Annotated in this window: 17 protein-coding genes and 1 pseudogene; 4 read left to right on the top strand and 14 right to left on the bottom strand. The window is 72.2% G+C overall.

What is annotated here, in order from left to right:
* Positions 1 to 23: 23 nt before the first annotated feature.
* From ABD716_RS15180 to ABD716_RS15165, 4 genes are all read right to left on the bottom strand, one after another.
* Positions 24 to 638: a TIGR00645 family protein gene (locus tag ABD716_RS15180; RefSeq protein ID WP_344778344.1), complete on the bottom strand. Its 615-nt coding sequence runs from the start codon at positions 636 to 638 to the stop codon at positions 24 to 26.
* 100 nt (positions 639 to 738) lie between these two features.
* Positions 739 to 1,461, bottom strand: a complete 723-nt coding sequence (locus ABD716_RS15175) for an SDR family oxidoreductase (RefSeq protein WP_344778342.1) — start codon at positions 1,459 to 1,461, stop codon at positions 739 to 741.
* Between the two features lie 10 nt (positions 1,462 to 1,471).
* Positions 1,472 to 2,383, bottom strand: coding sequence for a LysR family transcriptional regulator (locus ABD716_RS15170; protein ID WP_344778340.1), 912 nt, complete (start codon positions 2,381 to 2,383; stop codon positions 1,472 to 1,474).
* Between the two features lie 37 nt (positions 2,384 to 2,420).
* Entirely contained in the window at positions 2,421 to 2,663 is a 243-nt protein-coding gene (locus ABD716_RS15165) for a hypothetical protein (protein ID WP_344778338.1), read from the bottom strand.
* A gap of 304 nt (positions 2,664 to 2,967) precedes the next feature.
* Here ABD716_RS15165 and ABD716_RS15160 point away from each other — a divergent pair, with 304 nt between their 5' ends.
* Complete coding sequence (locus ABD716_RS15160) at positions 2,968 to 3,852, top strand: oxidoreductase (RefSeq protein WP_425553480.1); 885 nt, start codon at positions 2,968 to 2,970, stop codon at positions 3,850 to 3,852.
* 24 nt (positions 3,853 to 3,876) lie between these two features.
* Here ABD716_RS15160 and ABD716_RS15155 read toward each other — a convergent pair whose 3' ends face one another.
* On the bottom strand, positions 3,877 to 4,650 hold the full coding sequence (locus ABD716_RS15155) for an SCO1664 family protein (RefSeq protein ID WP_344778334.1): 774 nt from the start codon (positions 4,648 to 4,650) through the stop codon (positions 3,877 to 3,879).
* Complete coding sequence (locus ABD716_RS15150) at positions 4,647 to 5,297, bottom strand: MSMEG_4193 family putative phosphomutase (RefSeq protein WP_344778333.1); 651 nt, start codon at positions 5,295 to 5,297, stop codon at positions 4,647 to 4,649. Before ABD716_RS15150 ends, ABD716_RS15155 begins: the two co-directional genes overlap by 4 nt.
* A gap of 56 nt (positions 5,298 to 5,353) precedes the next feature.
* Here ABD716_RS15150 and ABD716_RS15145 point away from each other — a divergent pair.
* A pseudogene (locus tag ABD716_RS15145) lies at positions 5,354 to 5,947 on the top strand (potassium channel family protein); the annotation flags it as partial.
* A gap of 120 nt (positions 5,948 to 6,067) precedes the next feature.
* Here the strand turns inward: ABD716_RS15145 and ABD716_RS15140 are convergent.
* Genes ABD716_RS15140 through ABD716_RS15120 form a run of 5 tightly spaced genes read right to left on the bottom strand, consistent with a single transcriptional unit; the run spans position 6,068 to position 11,633 of the window.
* On the bottom strand, positions 6,068 to 6,748 hold the full coding sequence (locus ABD716_RS15140) for an HAD-IA family hydrolase (protein WP_344778331.1): 681 nt from the start codon (positions 6,746 to 6,748) through the stop codon (positions 6,068 to 6,070).
* Positions 6,745 to 8,493 (bottom strand): DEAD/DEAH box helicase, encoded by a 1,749-nt coding sequence (locus ABD716_RS15135; RefSeq protein ID WP_344778329.1) that lies wholly within the window; start codon positions 8,491 to 8,493, stop codon positions 6,745 to 6,747. Before ABD716_RS15135 ends, ABD716_RS15140 begins: the two co-directional genes overlap by 4 nt.
* Before the next feature lie 35 nt (positions 8,494 to 8,528).
* Entirely contained in the window at positions 8,529 to 9,395 is an 867-nt protein-coding gene (locus ABD716_RS15130) for an endo alpha-1,4 polygalactosaminidase (protein WP_344778327.1), read from the bottom strand.
* A 28-nt stretch (positions 9,396 to 9,423) separates the two neighbouring features.
* Complete coding sequence (gene glgX, locus ABD716_RS15125) at positions 9,424 to 11,394, bottom strand: glycogen debranching protein GlgX (protein ID WP_344778325.1); 1,971 nt, start codon at positions 11,392 to 11,394, stop codon at positions 9,424 to 9,426.
* The gene (locus tag ABD716_RS15120; RefSeq protein ID WP_344778323.1) at positions 11,391 to 11,633 is read right to left on the bottom strand and encodes a hypothetical protein; all 243 of its coding nucleotides are present in this window, start codon (positions 11,631 to 11,633) and stop codon (positions 11,391 to 11,393) included. Before ABD716_RS15120 ends, glgX begins: the two co-directional genes overlap by 4 nt.
* 189 nt (positions 11,634 to 11,822) lie before the next feature.
* Between ABD716_RS15120 and ABD716_RS15115 the strand changes: the two genes are divergently transcribed.
* The gene (locus ABD716_RS15115; RefSeq protein WP_344778321.1) at positions 11,823 to 12,932 is read left to right on the top strand and encodes a 5-methyltetrahydropteroyltriglutamate--homocysteine S-methyltransferase; all 1,110 of its coding nucleotides are present in this window, start codon (positions 11,823 to 11,825) and stop codon (positions 12,930 to 12,932) included.
* An 18-nt stretch (positions 12,933 to 12,950) separates the two neighbouring features.
* Positions 12,951 to 14,291 carry an anthranilate synthase component I family protein gene (locus ABD716_RS15110; RefSeq protein WP_344778319.1) on the top strand — a complete coding sequence of 447 codons (1,341 nt, stop codon included), beginning with the start codon at positions 12,951 to 12,953 and terminating at the stop codon, positions 14,289 to 14,291.
* Here ABD716_RS15110 and ABD716_RS15105 read toward each other — a convergent pair.
* Genes ABD716_RS15105 through ABD716_RS15095 form a run of 3 tightly spaced genes read right to left on the bottom strand, consistent with a single transcriptional unit; the run spans position 14,245 to position 17,313 of the window.
* Positions 14,245 to 15,372, bottom strand: coding sequence for a VWA domain-containing protein (locus tag ABD716_RS15105; protein ID WP_344778317.1), 1,128 nt, complete (start codon positions 15,370 to 15,372; stop codon positions 14,245 to 14,247). The two genes, ABD716_RS15110 and ABD716_RS15105, sit on opposite strands and share 47 nt — an antisense overlap.
* 1 nt (position 15,373) lies before the next feature.
* Entirely contained in the window at positions 15,374 to 16,348 is a 975-nt protein-coding gene (locus tag ABD716_RS15100; RefSeq protein WP_344778315.1) for a VWA domain-containing protein, read from the bottom strand.
* Positions 16,345 to 17,313, bottom strand: coding sequence for a DUF58 domain-containing protein (locus ABD716_RS15095; protein WP_344778313.1), 969 nt, complete (start codon positions 17,311 to 17,313; stop codon positions 16,345 to 16,347). Before ABD716_RS15095 ends, ABD716_RS15100 begins: the two co-directional genes overlap by 4 nt.
* Between the last annotated feature and the right edge of the window lie 8 nt (positions 17,314 to 17,321).

Here is a 17,321-nt window from a genome sequence, read left to right as displayed (position 1 = left end):
GCGGCGTCGGCAGGGCGAGAGCCTCAGTCCTCCGAGTGGGTGACGAGAGTCAGCGCCTGGCGCTTCTCGGCCAGCCAATCGGCGAAAGCGAACCCGATGCCGGAGAGGAGGAAGGTGATGTGCAACACCACCCGCCACGTCAGCTCGGTGTCGTCGAGCGCGCTCGACTTCCCGATGTCGGTGAAGTCCCGCAGCAGTCCGATGGCAGAGATCGCCACGATCGAGCCGATGAGCTTCATCTTGAGACCGGAGAAGTCGATGTGGCCCATCCAGCGGGGGCGGTCCTCGTTCTCGTGCGCGGCGGCGATCCGGGAGACGAAGTTCTCGTAGCCCGCCAGGATCACGATGAAGACCAGGTTGGACAGAAGCGCGAGATCGAGAAGCCCGAGGATGCCGAGCATCACGTCGGTTCCGGTCTCTTCGGGCAGGTGCGACAGGAGGTGCCACAGCTCCTGGACGAACTTGATGAGGACCACCACCAGTGCCACGACCAGGCCCACGTAGAGCGGCGCCAGCAGCCATCGGCTGCTGAAGAGGAACGACTCGAGCACCTGCTCGATGCGCGGTGCGTCGCGGGCGCCTCGGCGCTCGGGGGCTCCATCGGGACGCTGTGCGTTCGTGCCGGCGTCGTCTGCCATGAGGTCCTCCGATTCCCGCGCTGAGGGCGTCTTGCCTGCATTCTGACGGGAATCCGGTCTTCAGGCGAATCGGCACGCGACCGCCGCCGCGACTCGCGACTCAGCCGACGAGCGTTCCGCCGTCGACGACCGCGACCGTGCCGGTGACGTAGTCCTGATCCATGAGCGCGAGGAATGCCTTCGCCACGTCGTCGGTCTCGCCGACCCGCCCGAGCGGCAGAGACTCCGCCAGGCCGGCATACATCTGCTCACGATCGCTCTCACTCAGCTGCGACCACAGCGGCGAGCGGACGACGCCGGGCGCGACCGCATTCACGCGCAGCGGTGCGAGCTCGACGGCGAGGCTGCGCATCACCGACACGACGGCGCCGGAGACGGCGGTGCCGAGCGTCCAGCCGGTGCCGCCCTTGAACGCCGCGGTACCGCTCATCAGGGTGATCGACCCGCCGGGCGTGAGATGCGGCACCGCCAGGCGGACGGCATCGAGCGCGTGGAACAGCCGGAGCGCGAAGAAGTTCTGCGCGCTCTCGACCGTGTACTCCGAGAGCGGAAGACCGGTGAGATTCTCGGCCGCCGTGTAGGCGAAGTGGTCGAACTCGCCGATCTCGTCGAAGAAATCGGCGACCGCAGCACTGGAACTCGCGTCGACGGCGCGGCCCACGACTCCGGCGGGCAGCTCACCGAGTGCGCGCTCGATGGATTCCGGCCGCCGGGAAGCGATGGTCACGTGGGCGCCGGATTCCGCGGCGCGGCGCGCCACGGCGAGCCCGATGCCGCTGGTGGCGCCGATGAGGACGATGCGGGAGGAAGCTGAAACTGTCATGTCTCAAGCGTCAGCGAGAGGCGGATTCCCCGTCCAAGACCCTTTCCGTCGTGAGTGATGCCCGCAGGGCATGAGCGAGTTCGACCGCGCGCGTCAGCGCCGGCGAGCGATGGTGCGTCGCCCATGCGGCGCCCACCTCGCTCGGGCCGAGGCCGGGCACCTCGAGCGCGACGAGATCGGTGCGCGAGTAGAACCGCGCGGTCGACGCCGGCAAGACCGAGACCCCGAGCCCCAGCGCGACCTGCTCGAGCTTCACCTCGACGGCATGCGGGTACGAGGCATCCGCCACTATCGGCAACCCGCGTCGCCGTCTGGCGTCGCGCCACTCGGGCACGGCATCCGGCGACTGCAGCAGCTTCAGCTCAGCGAGTTCCTCGATGTCGACGCTCGCGCGCTCCGCGAGCGGATGCGAGCGGGGCAGCATCGCCAGCCGCCGCTCCGCGAACAGCGGCTCGACCGTGAGCCCGCGTGGGTCGATGGGCAGCCGCACGAGGCCGAGGTCGACGCGGCCGTCGAGGATCGTCTCGGCTTGGTCGTCCCAACTCGTGCGCACGGTGTCGACCTCGAGGTCGGGGAAGGACGCCCGCAGGCCTTGCAGAATCGGCGTCGCGATGAGCCCGGGCATCACCCCGACGATCAGGCGGTCCGTTCCGCGCGCGGCCTGCCGAGCGCGCCGCTGGACCGCGGCGGCGGACTGCAGCATCGCCTGGGCGTCGGGCAGCAGGGCGGCACCCGCCGCGGTGAGGGCGGTGCCCCGCGTCGAGCGCTCGAAGAGCTGCACGGCGAGCTCATGCTCGAGCAGCGCGATCTGCCGGCTGAGCACGGGCTGCGTGACATGCAGCCGTTCGGCGGCGCGGCCGAAGTTCAGCTCATCGGCGACCGCGACGAAGTACTCGACCCGTCGCAGGCTCAGCTCGCTCACGCCGACAATCGTCTCAGATCGGCGAATCCCGTACGGCTCAGAACAGATAGGTCACGATCTCGCCGGCCAGCAGTGCGAGGGCGATGATGCCGCCGAGCACCGCGCTGCACCGCAGCAGCAGGCCATCGCTCGGGCCGAAGTCGGGGTCGTCGGCGGGGTGGACCACGTCGAGGTCGACATCGAGGAGTTCGGCGGGCAGGCTGCGCACGGGAATCGGCGGCCCCTGGAACCGAGAGCTCGGGCGGGGCATCCGAGAGGTGTTGGGAGCGAGGGCCGTCACGCATCCTCCTTCACTGGCGGCAGGCTTCGACAAGCGGCTGTGGTGCCGGCCCGGAGCCCGGGTCGGTCCGCATCGGATGCCAGATCGCCCTGCACCGCGGCGGCGGTGGCGGCGTCTGCTGCTCACGAGCTGGACTCGGCCCGTCAGACGGCTGGTCGACCCGAACTCCCGGACCGGCCGACCGAGATCCAAATTAGCACTCTCGGGTCTTGAGTGCCAGTTCTCTGCGCGCGAGTGCGATCGGCTCGCATTCGTGTGGTGATCTAGACGACGTGAGTTCAGTTACGAGAAGCAGGGCGAGCGGATGTCTGTGAGCCCGCGCATCGCCGTCGTCGGCCCGGGCGCCATCGGCACCACCGTGGCCGCCGCGCTGCACGAGACCGGGCGCACTCCGCTGCTCTGCGGCCGCACCCCGCGCGAGGGGCTCGAGCTCGACGGCCCGACAGGCCGCATCGCGGTGCCCGGGCCCGTGCGAACAGACCCGGCGAGCGTCGACGGCCCGCTCGACCTCGTCTTCCTCGCCGTGAAGGCGACGCAGGTGCCCGCCGCCGCCCCGTGGCTCACGTCGCTCTGCGGGCCCGACACGGTCGTCTGCGTGCTGCAGAACGGCGTGGAGCAGGAGGAGATCGTCAGCGCGCGCGTTGCCGCCCGGGCCGTCGTCCCCTCCGTGGTGTGGTTCCCCGCGCAGGCGCAGCCCGACGGTTCGGTGTGGCTGCGGGCGGAGGCGCGGCTCACGCTGCCCGACCTGCCGGCCGCGCGCCCGATCGGCGAGGCGCTGCACGGCAGCCTGTGCTCCATCGAGCTCGCCGCCGACTTCACCTCGCTGGCCTGGCGGAAGCTGCTGCAGAACGCCGCCGCTGGGCTGATGGCGCTCACCGGCCGCCGTGCGGGCATGTACCGCCGTGCCGACGTCGGCGCTCTCACGCTCGCCTATCTGCGCGAGTGCCTCGCCATCGCGCGAGCAGAGGGCGCCCGGCTCGGCGACGAGGTGCCGCAGGAGATCCTCGACGGGTTCCGTGCGATGCCGGCCGATCTCGGCACCTCGATCCTCGCCGACCGGGAGGCCGGCCGGCCGCTCGAATGGGACATCCGCAACGGCGTCATCGCGCGGAAGGGCAGGGCCCGGGGCATCCCGACGCCCATCAGCGAGGTCGTCGTGCCGCTGCTCGCGGCCACAAGCGACGAGTGAGACGAGGCGGGCCGCCCGACCGCGTCAGATCAGCGGCCAGGGCACGACGTGCCAGCTGCCGGTCGGGGCAGGGAAGCGCGCCTCGGCGAGCAGCAGCTCGCAGCGCAGGTCGAGCATCTCGAGCTCGTAGGGGCTGAGCAGCTCGGCGAGGGCGGTGCCGAGCTCGGCAGAGAGGGCCGCCCGCACGCGGGAGACGCCGTCGAGCTCGGCATCCGCCAGCTCATCGCCCGCCCAGCCCCAGAGCACCGTGCGCAGCTTGTCGTCGATGTGGAAGGTGAGCCCGTGGTCGACGCCGTGGCGGTGCCCGTCGGCCATCTCGAGGATGTGGCCGCCCTTGCGGTCGGCGTTGTTGACGATCACGTCGAAGACCGCGATGCGGCGCAGCGCGGGGGAGTCCTCGTGTGCGATCGCGACCGGGAAATCGGGGTCGCCGATCACGTCGAAGACGCGCCGCCGCCCCGTTCCGGCGGCGGCGATCGGCGCGACCAGCTCGACGGCGCGCGGCACCTCGGCCGGGTCTCGCCAGAGCTGCACCATGCCTTCGCCGAGCGGCCCGTCGCGCACGACCGTCGGCGGCACGATGCGCCACCCCAGCGCCTCCGAGACGAGGTAGGCCGCGCGCTCGCGCTGGGCGAGGTCGCCGTCGGGGAAGTCCCAGAGGGGCCTCTCGCCGGCGCTCGGCTTGTAGATGACGCGGGTCTCGCCGATCGCGCCGAGGAACGCCGCGTTCGACGCGGAGGGGATGCGGGCGAGGAGGCGCAGCTCGCCGCCGGGAACGTCGGCCGAGGCATCCGTCATCGCTCTGCCTCGTTCAGCACGCGGGCGAGATCGTCGGCGTTCGTGTTCGACGCGAGCACCTGCGCGCCGCCTGCGGCGTAGCGGATGACCGAGATGGATGCCGGCGCCACGGCCACCCGCTGGAACCGGTCCAACGGCAGGCCCCGCGCCTCGATGAGCACCGACTTGATGATGTCGGCGTGCGAGACCGCCGCCCACACCGCCCCGGGGCCGAACGAGGCCTCGACCGCGTCGTCGTGGCGGCGCACCGCGTCGAGCGCGCGGGTCTGCATGGCGATCATCGACTCGCCGCCGGGGAACGTCGCCGCCGACGGCCGCGACTGCACCACCGACCACAGCGGCTCGCGCATGAGCTCGTTCAGGGCGCGCCCCTGCCACTCGCCGTAGTCGGCCTCGGTGAGACCGCGCTCGACGGGCGCCTCGGGCGAGCCCGCCTGGCTCGCGAGGATCGCGCGCGCCGTCTGCCGACAGCGCAGCAGCGGGCTCGAGACCACGCGCACGAGCGGCACCGCGGCCAGCCGCGCGGCGGCCTGCTCGACCTGCTGCCGGCCGACCCCGTCGAGGCCCACCCCGGCCGCACGGCCCGCGAGCACGCCGCGGGCGTTCGCCTCGGTGCGCCCGTGGCGCACGAGCAGGACGGTGGCCATGACGTCAGCCTAAGCACGTCGCATTCCGCCCTGCCCGCGCGCACTAGAGTCGCCGCATGGCAGCGCGCATGACGCAGCGGCAGTGGCGGCGCATCACCGATTGGCCGCTGGCCGGCCTCGCGATCATCTTCCTCGTCGCGTACTCGTGGGAGGTCATCGGCGAGCTGCGCGGCACCGCCCGAGACGTCGCCGAGGTCTTCGAGTGGATCGGGTGGACGGCCTTCGCCGTCGACTACCTCGTTAGCCTCGCGCTCGCCGATCGCCGCTGGCGCTGGTTCTACACGCACCTGATCGACCTCGCGATCGTGGCCCTGCCGATCCTGCGCCCGTTGCGGCTGCTGCGGGTGGCCGCCGCATTCACCGTGCTGCAGCGCCGCGTCGGCGTCGCGCTGCGCGGGCGCATCGTGATCTACGCGGTGGGCGCCGCCGTTCTGCTCATCTATGTCGCGGCGCTCGCCGAGCTCGAGGCCGAGTACGGCCACGGCGGCAGGGTGCAGACGATCGGCGACGCCCTGTGGTGGGCGATCGTCACCATCACGACCGTCGGCTACGGCGACGCGATTCCTGTGACGCTCGTGGGCAAACTCGTCGCCGTATGCCTCATGTTCGGCGGCGTCGCTCTGATCGGTGTGGTCTCCGCCACCCTCGCATCGTGGATCGTCGAGCGCGTCTCCGAGCAGGAGGAGGCGCAGGAGCAGGCCGTCACGGCGCAGCACTTCGCGGAGCTGCGCGAGGAGATCCGCGCGCTGCGCCTCGAACTGCAGAGGGCGTCAGGCGGGGCGGCGGCCCCACGACAGGCGCACGCCGCCGTCGGGCTCGACCCGGGCGCGGACGCCGCGGAAGTCGGGAACACGGTCGAGCCCTCGGGCGGTCTCGGAGTCGAGGGCGCCGACGACCACCGTGCGGGCGCCTGAGGCGAGCGCCGCGCGCAGGCCGGCGTCGGCGTCCTCGAATGCGATGCAGCGCTCGGCGCTGACGCCGAGCGCTCGTGCCCCCTGCAGGTAGCCCGACGGGTCGGGCTTTCCGACAGCCACGTCCTCGGCGGCGACGACGACGGCGGGCACCTCGATGCCGGCCGCGGCGAGCCGCCGCAGCGCGAGCTCACGCGGCGCCGAGGTGACGACGGCGACGCGCGCGCCGCTCAGCGCCCGCAGCAGCGCGGCGGCACCGGGCACTTCGACGATGCCGTCCGTGCGCACGAGCTCCCACTGCTGCATGTCGCGGACGACGGCTTCGACGTCATCGCCGGCCGGCAGGAAGCGGCGAACGGTGTCGACCGTGAGCCGCCCGTGCGAATAGGCAAGGATGTCGGCGACCCGCAGCCCGAAGCGATCGGCGAACCGCGCCCACGCCGCCTCGACCACCGCGGTCGAGTCGACGAGCGTCCCGTCCATGTCGAACAGGATGCCGTCGGCGAGGTACTCGGCCCGGGGCGCCCCCTCGCCCGTCATCCGCGCCGGGGCGCGCGCGGCTTGCGGCCGCGATCGGGCTTGAGCTCGATGAGGCGGCCGCCGATCCGCGTGTCCTCAAGGCGGCGCAGCGTCTCGCCGCCCAGCTCGGCGGGCAGCTCGACGAGCGAGAAGTCGGGGAAGATCTTGATCGCCCCGAAGTCGTCGCGGCTCAACCCGCCCTCGTTCGCGAGCGCCCCGACGATCTGGCGCGGCTCCACGTGCTGGCGCTTGCCGACCTCGATGCGGTACTGCGCGAGGGCGGCCGTGCGATCGCCGCGGTCTCGGCGGCCGGCGGGGCGCGAGCGATCCCCGCGCTCGGGACGGTCGCCCCGTTCGCCGCGGCCGCGGCGCTCATCGCGCTCGGCCGGCAGCTTCACCACGTCGTCGGGGGAGAGGAGCAGGGGCTCGTCGCCCTTCGCCACGACGGCGAGTGCGGCCGCGACATCCGCCTCGGGCACATCGTGGTGCTCGACGTAGTGGCCGATGATGTCGCGGAACGCCGAGATGCGGTCGGCCTGCTCGAGCGCGGTGGTGATCGCGTCGTCGAAGCGGCTGAGGCGCGTCGAGTTGATGTCTTCCACGGTCGGCAGCTGCATCTGGGTGACGGGCTGGCGCGTCGCCTTCTCGATGGCGGTGAGCATGCGGCGCTCGCGCGGGGTCACGAAGCTGATCGCGGCGCCGCTGCGGCCCGCGCGGCCGGTGCGGCCGATGCGGTGCACGTAGGACTCGGTGTCGATCGGCAGGTCGTAGTTGACGACGTGGCTGATGCGGTCGACGTCGAGGCCGCGGGCTGCGACATCCGTCGCGACCAGGATGTCGAGCTTGCCGGACTTGAGCTGCTCGACCGTGCGCTCGCGCTGTGCCTGCGGCACGTCGCCGCTGATCGCGGCCGCCGTGTAGCCGCGGGCCCGCAGCTTCTCGGCGAGCGTCTCGGTCTCGTTCTTGGTGCGGACGAAGACGATCATCGCGTCGAAGTTCTCGACCTCGAGGATGCGCGTCAGGGCGTCGACCTTCTGCGGGTACGACACCACGAGGTAGCGCTGGGTCGTGTTCGCGCTCGTCGTGGTCTTGGTCTTGACCGTGACCTCTTGGGGGTCGCGCAGGTAGTTCTTGGAGATGCGGCGGATGGAGGCCGGCATGGTCGCCGAGAACAGGGCCACCTGCTTCTCGTCGGGCGTCTCGGCGAGGATCGTCTCGACGTCTTCGGCGAACCCCATCTTCAGCATCTCGTCGGCCTCGTCGAGCACGAGGTACTTGAGCTCGGAGAGGTCGAGCGTGCCCTTGTCGAGGTGGTCCATGATGCGGCCCGGCGTGCCGACGACGACGTGCACGCCACGGCGCAGCGCCGACAGCTGCACGCCGTAGCCCTGGCCGCCGTAGACGGGCAGCACGTGCACACCGCGCAGGTGCGCGGCGTAGCTCTCGAACGCCTCGCACACCTGCAGCGCGAGCTCGCGCGTCGGCGACAGCACGAGGGCCTGGGGACTCTTCTGCGAGACGTCGAGGCGCGAGACGATCGGCAGCGCGAACGCCGCCGTCTTGCCCGTTCCGGTCTGGGCGAGGCCGACGACGTCGCGCCCTTCGAGCAGCAGCGGGATGGTCGCCGCCTGGATCGCCGAGGGCGTCTCGTAACCGACATCCTTCAGAGCTTTGAGCACCGGGTCGCTGAGGCCGAGCTCAGAGAAGGCGGGTGTCGCGTCGCGGGCCTCGTCGGCCTCGGTCTGCGCGGAATCCTGAGCGGTCATGCGTTAAACGCTAGCGTCTTGCCCTCCGCGCCACGTCAGCACCATCGCGAGACGTAGGCGCGGTCGTCGCTCGGCACCACATCGCGATCACGCAGCAGGACCGAGACGATGCGACCGCGGGCGGCGCAGGCGCGCGTGAAGGCGGCCCGGCCGTTGTCGGTGTACTCGATCTCGATGACGTGCGAGCCGTAGACCGCGGTGTAGTCGCCGCACTCGCCGTAGACCTGGCACTCCTCGGCAACGGCGAAGTCGAGGCTCGCCTCGGTGCGCCCTCGGGACCCGAGCTCACCGGCGTTCTTCTGCGCGATCGCGAGGCCCGCTGCATGTGCGCGGCGGGCGAGCAGCGCGGCGAACCGCACGTTGTCGTCGGCGGTGAGCCGCTGGTGCGAGCGGGTCCATGAGTCGAGGTTGTCGGGCTCGACCGCGTCGAAGCCGGCGGCCGCGCAGTGCGCGATCCGTGCGCCGATGACGGATGCCAGCGCCGAGCGCTTCGCCGCGGAGGAGGTATCGAGCAGAACCTCATCGGGCCAGTCCGGGTCGGTCACGAGCCTGCCGTCGTGGCGCAGCAGCAGCTGCGGGTGCCGCTTCTTCCAGGCGGGCAGCTCGCCGGGCTGCGTCTGAAAGGCGTTGAGGTAGCAGATGTTGTACCGCCCGGCGGCGGGCCTCGCCGTACTGTCCCGCTCCACGACCGCGACGCCGGTGGCCGGTGCGTAGGCGCCGCCGAGCTGGTAGTCGAACCGGGCACCCGTCGGCGGAAGGCGGACCCCCGCGGCCGGCTGCGTCGCGGCGGGCTGGGGCGAGGCCGGCGCGGGCGCGCTCGCGTTTCCGGCGGCTTCGGGGCGGCATCCGCTCAGCAATAGACACAGGGCGACGGCCGCGACGATCCCCGCGCGCCTCACCACGCGACGATCATAAGCGCGCGGGCGGTCCTCAGCGGCTCGAGCGCAGCAGCGCGAAGGAGCGGGGCGCGAGGGTCAGCCGCCGGGCGGCATCGACGTCAAGGCCCTCGTCGCTCGTGAGCTCGAGCCGCCAGACGCGGCGCGGCGTGTACGGAAGGGAGAACTCGACCCCGTTCTCGGCGGCGTTCATCAGGACGGCGAAGGTCGTGTGCCCCTGGTGCCCCAAGACGAACTGGATCGCCTTGTGCTCGGGCCGGTGCCAGTCCGAGTTCGTGAAGCGGCGGCCGTCGGCGCGGCGCAGGTCGACGGTGCGGGGGCTGCCGGAGCCCGGCGCATAGCGATACCAGTCCGGGCGCAGCGCGGGCTCGGCGCGGCGCAGCGAGATCAGCGTGCGCGTGAACTCGGCCAGTTCGTCGTCGCCGTGCTCCCAGTCGAACCACGACGTCTCGTTGTCCTGGCAGTACGCGTTGTTGTTGCCGCCCTGTGTGCGGCCGCGCTCGTCGCCGCCGAGCACCATCGGCACGCCGGCCGAGAGCAGCAGCGTGGCGAGCAGGTTCTTGCGCTGGCGGGTGCGCACGCGGTTGATCTCGGGGTCGTCGGTGGGCCCTTCCGCGCCGTAGTTGCTTGACCGGTTGTCGGATTCCCCGTCGGCCCCGCCCTCGCCGTTCGCCTCGTTGTGCTTCTCGTTATAGCTCGTCAGATCGGCGAGCGTGAAGCCGTCGTGCGCGGTCACGAAATTGACGCTCGAGAGGGGCGAGCGACGGGATGCCTCGTAGACGTCGGGGCTGCCGAGCACGCGCTGCGCGAAGGTCCCCAGCATGCCGGGCGTGCCGCGCCAGAAGTCGCGCACGTCGTCGCGGAACCTCCCGTTCCACTCCGACCAGTCGGCCGGGAATCCGCCCACCTGGTAGCCGGCCGTGTCCCACGGCTCCGCGATCATCTTGACGGGCGCGAGCGTCGGATCCTGGTGGATGAGCGCGAGGAACGCGCTGTGCACGTCGGGGTCGCCCCCCTGTCGCGTGAGCGTCGTCGCGAGATCGAAGCGGAACCCGTCGATGTGCATCTCGGTCACCCAGTAGCGCAGCGAGTCCATGATCAGGGCGAGCGCCGCCGGATGCCCTACGTTCAGGCTGTTGCCGGTGCCGGTCGTGTCGAAGTAGTGCTCGGCGTCGCCCTCGACGAGCCGGTAGTACGACGGGTTGTCGATGCCCTTGAGGCTCAGTGTCGGCCCCTGGTCGTTTCCCTCCGCCGTGTGGTTGTAGACGACATCCAGGATCACCTCGATGCCGGCCGCGTGCAGCGCCGCCACCATCCCCTTGAACTCGTTCACCTGCTCGAGCGGGTCGCGCGCAGCGGCGTACTCGGGGTGCGGCGCGAGGAACGCGAGGGAGTTGTAGCCCCAGTAGTTGCGCAGGCCCTTGTCGAGCAGGTGGCCGTCCTGCACGAAGCGATGCACCGGCATCAGCTCGACGGCCGTGACGCCGAGCTCGCGCAGGTACCCGACGGCTGCGGGGTGCGCGAGCCCCGCGTAGGTGCCGCGCAGCTCCTCGGGCACGCCGGGCATCGTCTTCGTGAAGCCCTTCACGTGCAGCTCGTACACGACCGACTCGGCCAGCGGCGTGCGCGGCGGGTCGTCGCCCTGCCAGTCGAACGAGCCGGGGTCGGTCACGACGCCGAGGATCGTGCCCTCCGGGGCATCCGCCGTCGCCGTCGCATAGGGGTCGAGCAGAACCTTGCCGTCGTCGAAGCGCAGTCCTGATGCCGGGTCCCAGGGGCCGCTGACGCGCAGGCCGTAGCGGGTGCCCGGTCGCATGCCGCGCACGAAGCCGTGGAAGACATGGCCGGTGCGCATATCGAGCTCGGTGCGTGCCTCGGAGCCGTCGTCCTGGAGCACGCAGACCACGACGCCGTCGGCGTTCTCGCTGTAGACCGCGACCTCGGCGCCGCCCTCGGCCAGATGGACGCCGAGCGGGGGCCGCGCCGACTCGTGGCGCGGACTCACGCGGCCCCGTGCTTCAGCAGCAGGGCCGCGGCGCGGTCGAAGGTGACCGATTGGCCCACTTCGACGCAGCGGTCGAGCCGGGCGCCCGCGAGCGCCACCCAGACGCCGCCCACCTGCTCGATGTAGCCGGCGCTTCCCTTGGCATCCGCGCCGGCGCTCATGACGCGGTAGAGGCCGCCGCTCTGCTTCTCGATCTGCCAGTCCCCAGAATCCGTCCGATAGACCGCCTGGCTCTTCATTGCTCGTCCCTTTCCCCTGAGGGAGCAACGCTGCTCCACCGTGAAGGTACGGCGTGCGGCACCCGGCGCGACAGCCGTTGACAGCCGCGTCTGCGCCGGATAGGCCGCGGAAAGCCGAGCTCGTCGAGATCCGTCGCGCCCGCGAGGAGAACCCCCGCTCATCGGTGCGCGACCGGCTAGCGTGATCGTGTGAGCGTCGATCCTCCTTTCCGCAGCGACATCGTCGGCAGCTTCCTGCGCCCCGAGAGCGTCAAGCGAGCGCGAGCAGACCACGAAGCCGGCCTGCTCGACGACGCGCAACTGCGCGTCGTCGAGAACACGGCGATCGTCGAGCTGATCGCGCGGCAGAGGGAGGCCGGCCTGCGCGCCGTGACGGACGGCGAGTTCCGGCGCGCGTGGTGGCACTACGACTTCTACGACGGGCTCGATGGCGTCGCGGTCGTCGACTCCGATCACGGCATCCAGTTCACGGGCGCCAACACGAAGAACAAGGTGCTGCGGGTCACCGATCGCATCGGCTTCTCGGCCGAGCACCCCTTCCTGCAGCACTTCGCCTATCTGCGCGAGAACGCGCCCGCGGGCCTGCTGCCCAAGATGACGATCCCGTCGCCGACCGTGCTGCACTTCCGTCTCGACGCCGACGCGGTCACCACCGGCGCCTATGCCGACCACGAGGCGGCGTTCGACGACCTGGCCGCCGCGTACCGCGATGCGATCGCGGCGTTCTATGCGGCCGGGTGCCGCTACCTCCAGTTCGACGACACCGCGTGGGCGTACCTGTGCTCGGCGACCGAGCTCGAGAAGGCGGCGGCGCGCGGCATCCGCACCGAGGGGCTCGCCGAGCGTTACGCCGCGCTCATCAACGCGTCGCTCGCCGGAAAGCCCGACGACATGGTGGTCACGACGCACGTGTGCCGCGGCAACTTCCGCTCAACCTGGATCTCGTCGGGCGGCTACGAGCCAGTCGCCGAGCAGCTGCTCGGCAACACCGCCTTCGACGGGTACTTCCTCGAGTACGACAGCGAGCGCGCCGGGGGCTTCGAGCCCCTGCGCTTCCTGCCGCGCGGCGACAAGACGGTCGTGCTCGGCCTCATCACCTCGAAGAGCGGCGAGCTCGAAGACCGCGCCGCCATCGCCCGCCGCATCGAGGAGGCGGCGGCGTTCGCGCCGCTCGAGCAGCTGGCGCTCAGCCCCCAGTGCGGCTTCGCCTCGACCGAAGAGGGCAATGTGCTCACCGAGGAGCAGCAGTGGGCCAAGGTGCGCGAGGTCGTCGCCATCGCCGACGACGTCTGGAAGTAGCGGCGCTCGGGGAATCCCGTGATCGACGTGGAGGTCGGGCGCTGGCTCGACCCTGAGGCGGCGTTCCTCGCGCTGGACGACGGTCGGAGCGAGGTCGTCTGGTTCGATTCCGGCGTTCATGCCGATTCCGGCATGAGTCTGCTTGGGTGGGCGGGGGATGCCCCGCGCCGGCTCGCGGCGCACGATGCCGCCGACGCCGAGGCGATGCTCGCCGCGCTGCGTGGCGAGCTCTCGGCGCCGGGCGATGCGCTGCTGCCGCTCTGGGCCGGGTGGTTCTCGCACGAGTTCGGCTCGGCGCTGCTCGGCGTGCCGCCCGTGCACGCCCCCGGGGCCGGAGCGCACGGCGCTGCGCCGCGCGCCGCGCTCGCCGCGGCGATGCTCGTGGAGCGCGCGGTGATGTTCGACCACGTGGAACGGACCGTGCGCGTCATCGCAACCGCCGCCGACGAGGGCTGGCTCGACGCGACTGCCGCCGCGCTCGCGGCGGCGCCGGCCGCGGCATCCGCCCCGCCTACCATCGCCCGCGCCGGCGAGATCGCGCGCACGCATGACGACGCCGCATATCTCGAGCTCATTCGCGCATGCCAGGCGCGGATCGCGGCGGGCGATGCCTACCAGCTGTGCCTCACCGAGCAGTGGTCGACGCGGCGGCCGGCGGACCCGGTGGCGGTGTACCGGCGGCTGCGGCGGCTCGCCCCGAGTCACCACGGCGGGTTCCTTCGCCTGGGCGGGCGCGAGCTTCTGAGCGCGTCGCCCGAGCGCTTCGTCGAGGTGGGCCCGGGCGGCCGCGCCGTGACCCGGCCGATGAAGGGCACACGGCCGCGGGCGGCAGAGCCGGCGGTCGACGCCGCGCTCGCCGCAGAGCTGCTCGCGAGCGAGAAGGAGCGGGCAGAGAACCTCATGATCGTCGACCTCGTGCGCAACGATCTGTCGAAGGTGAGCGAGCTGGGCTCGGTCGCGGTCGAGAGCCTCTTCGCGGTCGAGTCGTATCGCACGGTGCACCAGCTCGTCAGCACCGTGTCCGGTCGGCTCGCACCCGGGGCCGGCGCGGTCCGCGCCTTCGCGGCGCTCTTCCCCGCCGGGTCGATGACGGGGGCGCCGAAGCGCCGCGCGGTCGAGCTGCTGCAGGGGCTCGAGGGCGTGCCTCGCGGGGCATACGCCGGGGCGTTCGGCTACTTCGCGGCCGACGGCTCCGCCGACTTCGCGACGACGATCCGCACCATCGTGATCGAGGGCGACCGCGCGACGTTCGGCACGGGCGGTGGCATCACCTCGTCATCGGACCCGGCCGCAGAGCTCGCCGAGATGAAGCTCAAGGCGGCGGCGCTGATCGCGGCGCTCGGGGCGGGCGACCGCTAGAGCGGTCGTGCACGCGCCCCTGCCAGAGCGACACCCCGACCGCGGCGGCCACGAGCAGGCCGCCTGCGCCGGCGAACCACGACGCGAGGTCGACGTTCTGCTTCACGAGGCTGAACCGGCTCGGCAGCGCGTCGAGCGCGTTCTTCAGCTGGTCGGCGTTCTGCGCCCGGTGATAGGTGCCGCCCGTGGTCTTCGCGATCTGCTGCAGGGCCCGCTCGTCGATCTGCAGCAGGCTGCTGCCGCCTCGCCCGTCGAAGCCGCCCGCGCCCGGCCCGAAACCGCCCCCGCCGAAGCCGCCGGGGCCGTCGTTCAGCTGACTGCCCGGGCACACGAGCGGCGCAGGATTCCTCGTGCCGAAGCCGATCGTGAAGACCCGCACATCGCGGGCGGCGGCGAGGCGCGCCGCGAGCTGGGGGTCGGCGCCCTGCGTGTTGGCGCCGTCGGTCAGCAGCACGATCGCGTCGGGCGCGAAGCCGCCGCCGTCGGGCGAGGGCGGCTCGGCGGGCGGCGCGAGATTCACGCCGGTCGGGGCCACCGCGGGGTCGACCTTCGCGATCTCGTCGAGCGAGGTGATGATCGCCTGGCCGATGGCGGTGCCCCGCGAGGTCGTGAGACCCGTGAGCGCGTCGCCCAGCGCGCGGGTGTCGTCGGTGGGCGGCACGAGCACGCCGGCTGTCCCCGCGAACGTCACGAGCCCGATCTTCGGGCCGCCGCGCAGCGAGTCGACGAACGAGCCCGCCTGCTGTGCGGCCGCGGTGATGCGGTTCGGGTAGACGTCCGTCGAGCACATCGAGCCCGACACGTCGAGGGCGAGCATGATCGTCGACGACTTCGAGGGGACGTGAACGGATGCCTGCGGCCGCGCGGCGCCGACCGCGAGCACCGCCACGCCCGTGAGCAGCAGGGCGGCGGGAATCCGCCTCGCCCAGCTGCCGCGCATCGGCAGAGCCTGCCGCACCAGCGTGATCGACGCGACGCGGATCGCCGCCCGGCGCCTGCGCCGACGCAGCCCCCACGCGAGCAGCAGCACCAGCGGAACGAGCAGCAGCGCGAGCAGCGCCCATGGCCACGTGAACGACACCTCACACCACCCGGCCCGTGCCGACGACGGTGAGCAGCGCGCCCACGAGCAGCAGGGCGAGCGCGACGGCGATGAACGCGGCGCCGAGCGGCAGCGGCTCGTGCACGATCGTGAGCCGCAGGTCGATCGAGTCGGCGACGCTGCCGAGCTGCTTCGCGTCGGATGCGGGGTGATAGCTGCCGCCCGTGATCTGCGAGATCTGCGTGAGGGCGTCGGCGTCGAGCGCCGATTCCATGCGGAATCCATCGGCCTCGACGATCGTGCCGGCCGGGGTCCCGACCCCGACCGTGTCGATGTGCACGCCGGATTGCGCGGCGAGCTGCGCGGCGGATTCGGTGTCGACCCCGCCCGCACCCATGTTCTGCCCGTCGCTGAACAGCACGATCGTCGCATTGGCCCACCAGCCGAGCTGCGGCAGGTTGCCGTCCTTCCCGATCGTGACCGTCTTGCCCGTGATGGTGGAGAGCGACCCGATGATCGCGGCGCCGAGCGAGGTGCCGCCCGAGACCGTCAGCCGATCGATCGCGTTCACGGCCCGGGCGTGGTCCGGGCTCGGACGTGAGGTGACGAGCGCGCCCTGCTCGAACGCGACGACGCCGATGTCGACCGAGTCGGGCTGGGCGGCGATGAACTGCCGGGCCGCCTTCTGCGCCGCGGCGATGCGGGTCGGCCGCACGTCGTCGGCGATCATCGACTGCGAGACGTCCATGGCGAGGATCACGGTGCCCGAGGCGCGCGGCGTGGGCACGGATGCCGCGGGCCCCGCCGCGCCGACGGCGAGGACCGCCACGCCCGCGATCGTGAGCCAGAGCCCCACCGCACGGGCGAGGGAGCTGCGGCGAGCGCGCCCCGACGTCGCCCCGCCGAGCCGCGCGAGCGCCGCGGCCCGGCGGCGGCCGAACACCGCGGCCACGACGGCGAGCGCCGCGACCACGACGGCGCCGAGCGCGAGGAGCGGGGGCGCAGCGACGGTCATGGGTGCCCCGTTGCGGTGACGAGGTCGACGAGCACCCGGTCGAGCTCTCGGGCCGTGTCGACGCGGCGCAGGGGGACGCCGGCACGGCGCATGCCCGCCGCGAGCTCGCTCTCGTGCCGCTCGACGCCCACGCGATAGCCGGCGCGGAACACCGGGTCGCCCGTGTCGACGATGAGCTGCTCACCCGTCTCGGCGTCTTCGACGACGACGAGCCCGGCTTCCGGAAGCGCGCCGTCCGCGGCATCCGCGACGCGCAGCGCGACGACCTCGTGGCGCTGCGTGAGGCGCAGCAGGGCGCGCGGCCAGTCGCCGGTTCCGATGAAGTCCGAGACGACGACGATCAGGCTGCGCCGCCGGGCGAGGCCGGCCACCCGGTCGAGCATCGCGCCGAGATCGGTCGTCGCAGAGCGACGGGCGAAGCGGCGTCGGCCGCCGGCATCCGCCCCGGCCCTCGCCCCACCGCGACGGGCGCTCGCCTCGCGGTCGAGTTCGGCCCCGAGACGCAGCGCATGCCTGCGGCCCGTGCCGGGCGGCACCACGCGCGCCGCGCCCTCGTCGTAGAGCAGGGCGCCGACGCGGTTCCCGCTGCGGCCGAACAGCCGCGCGAGGGCCAATGCGAGCTCGGCGAGGATCTCGTCCTTGCCGCGTCCGCCGGCTGCGGAGATCGCGCCCATCGAGGCGGAGCGGTCGAGCACGAGCCACACGGTGAGCTCGCGGTCTTCCGTGAAGACGCGCACGTGCGGTTCGCCGAGTCGCGCCGTGACGTTCCAGTCGAGGTGCCGTGCGTCGTCGCCGGGCACGTAGGCACGCAGGCCGGCGAAGTCGATGCCCGTTCCCCGGTGCACGGTGCGATAAGCGCCCTGCATGCGCCCCTCGAGGCGGCGCAGCACCCGCCATTCGAGTCGCAGCAGCAGCTTCTCGAGCGGCGCGTCGGGCGCCGCGCGCGGCGCGTTCGGCTCAGACATCCGCTCTC

It is taken from the genome of Gryllotalpicola kribbensis, assembly GCF_039538245.1.
Lineage (GTDB): Bacteria > Actinomycetota > Actinomycetes > Actinomycetales > Microbacteriaceae > Gryllotalpicola > Gryllotalpicola kribbensis.
This window is presented reverse-complemented; position numbering and strand designations above follow the sequence as displayed.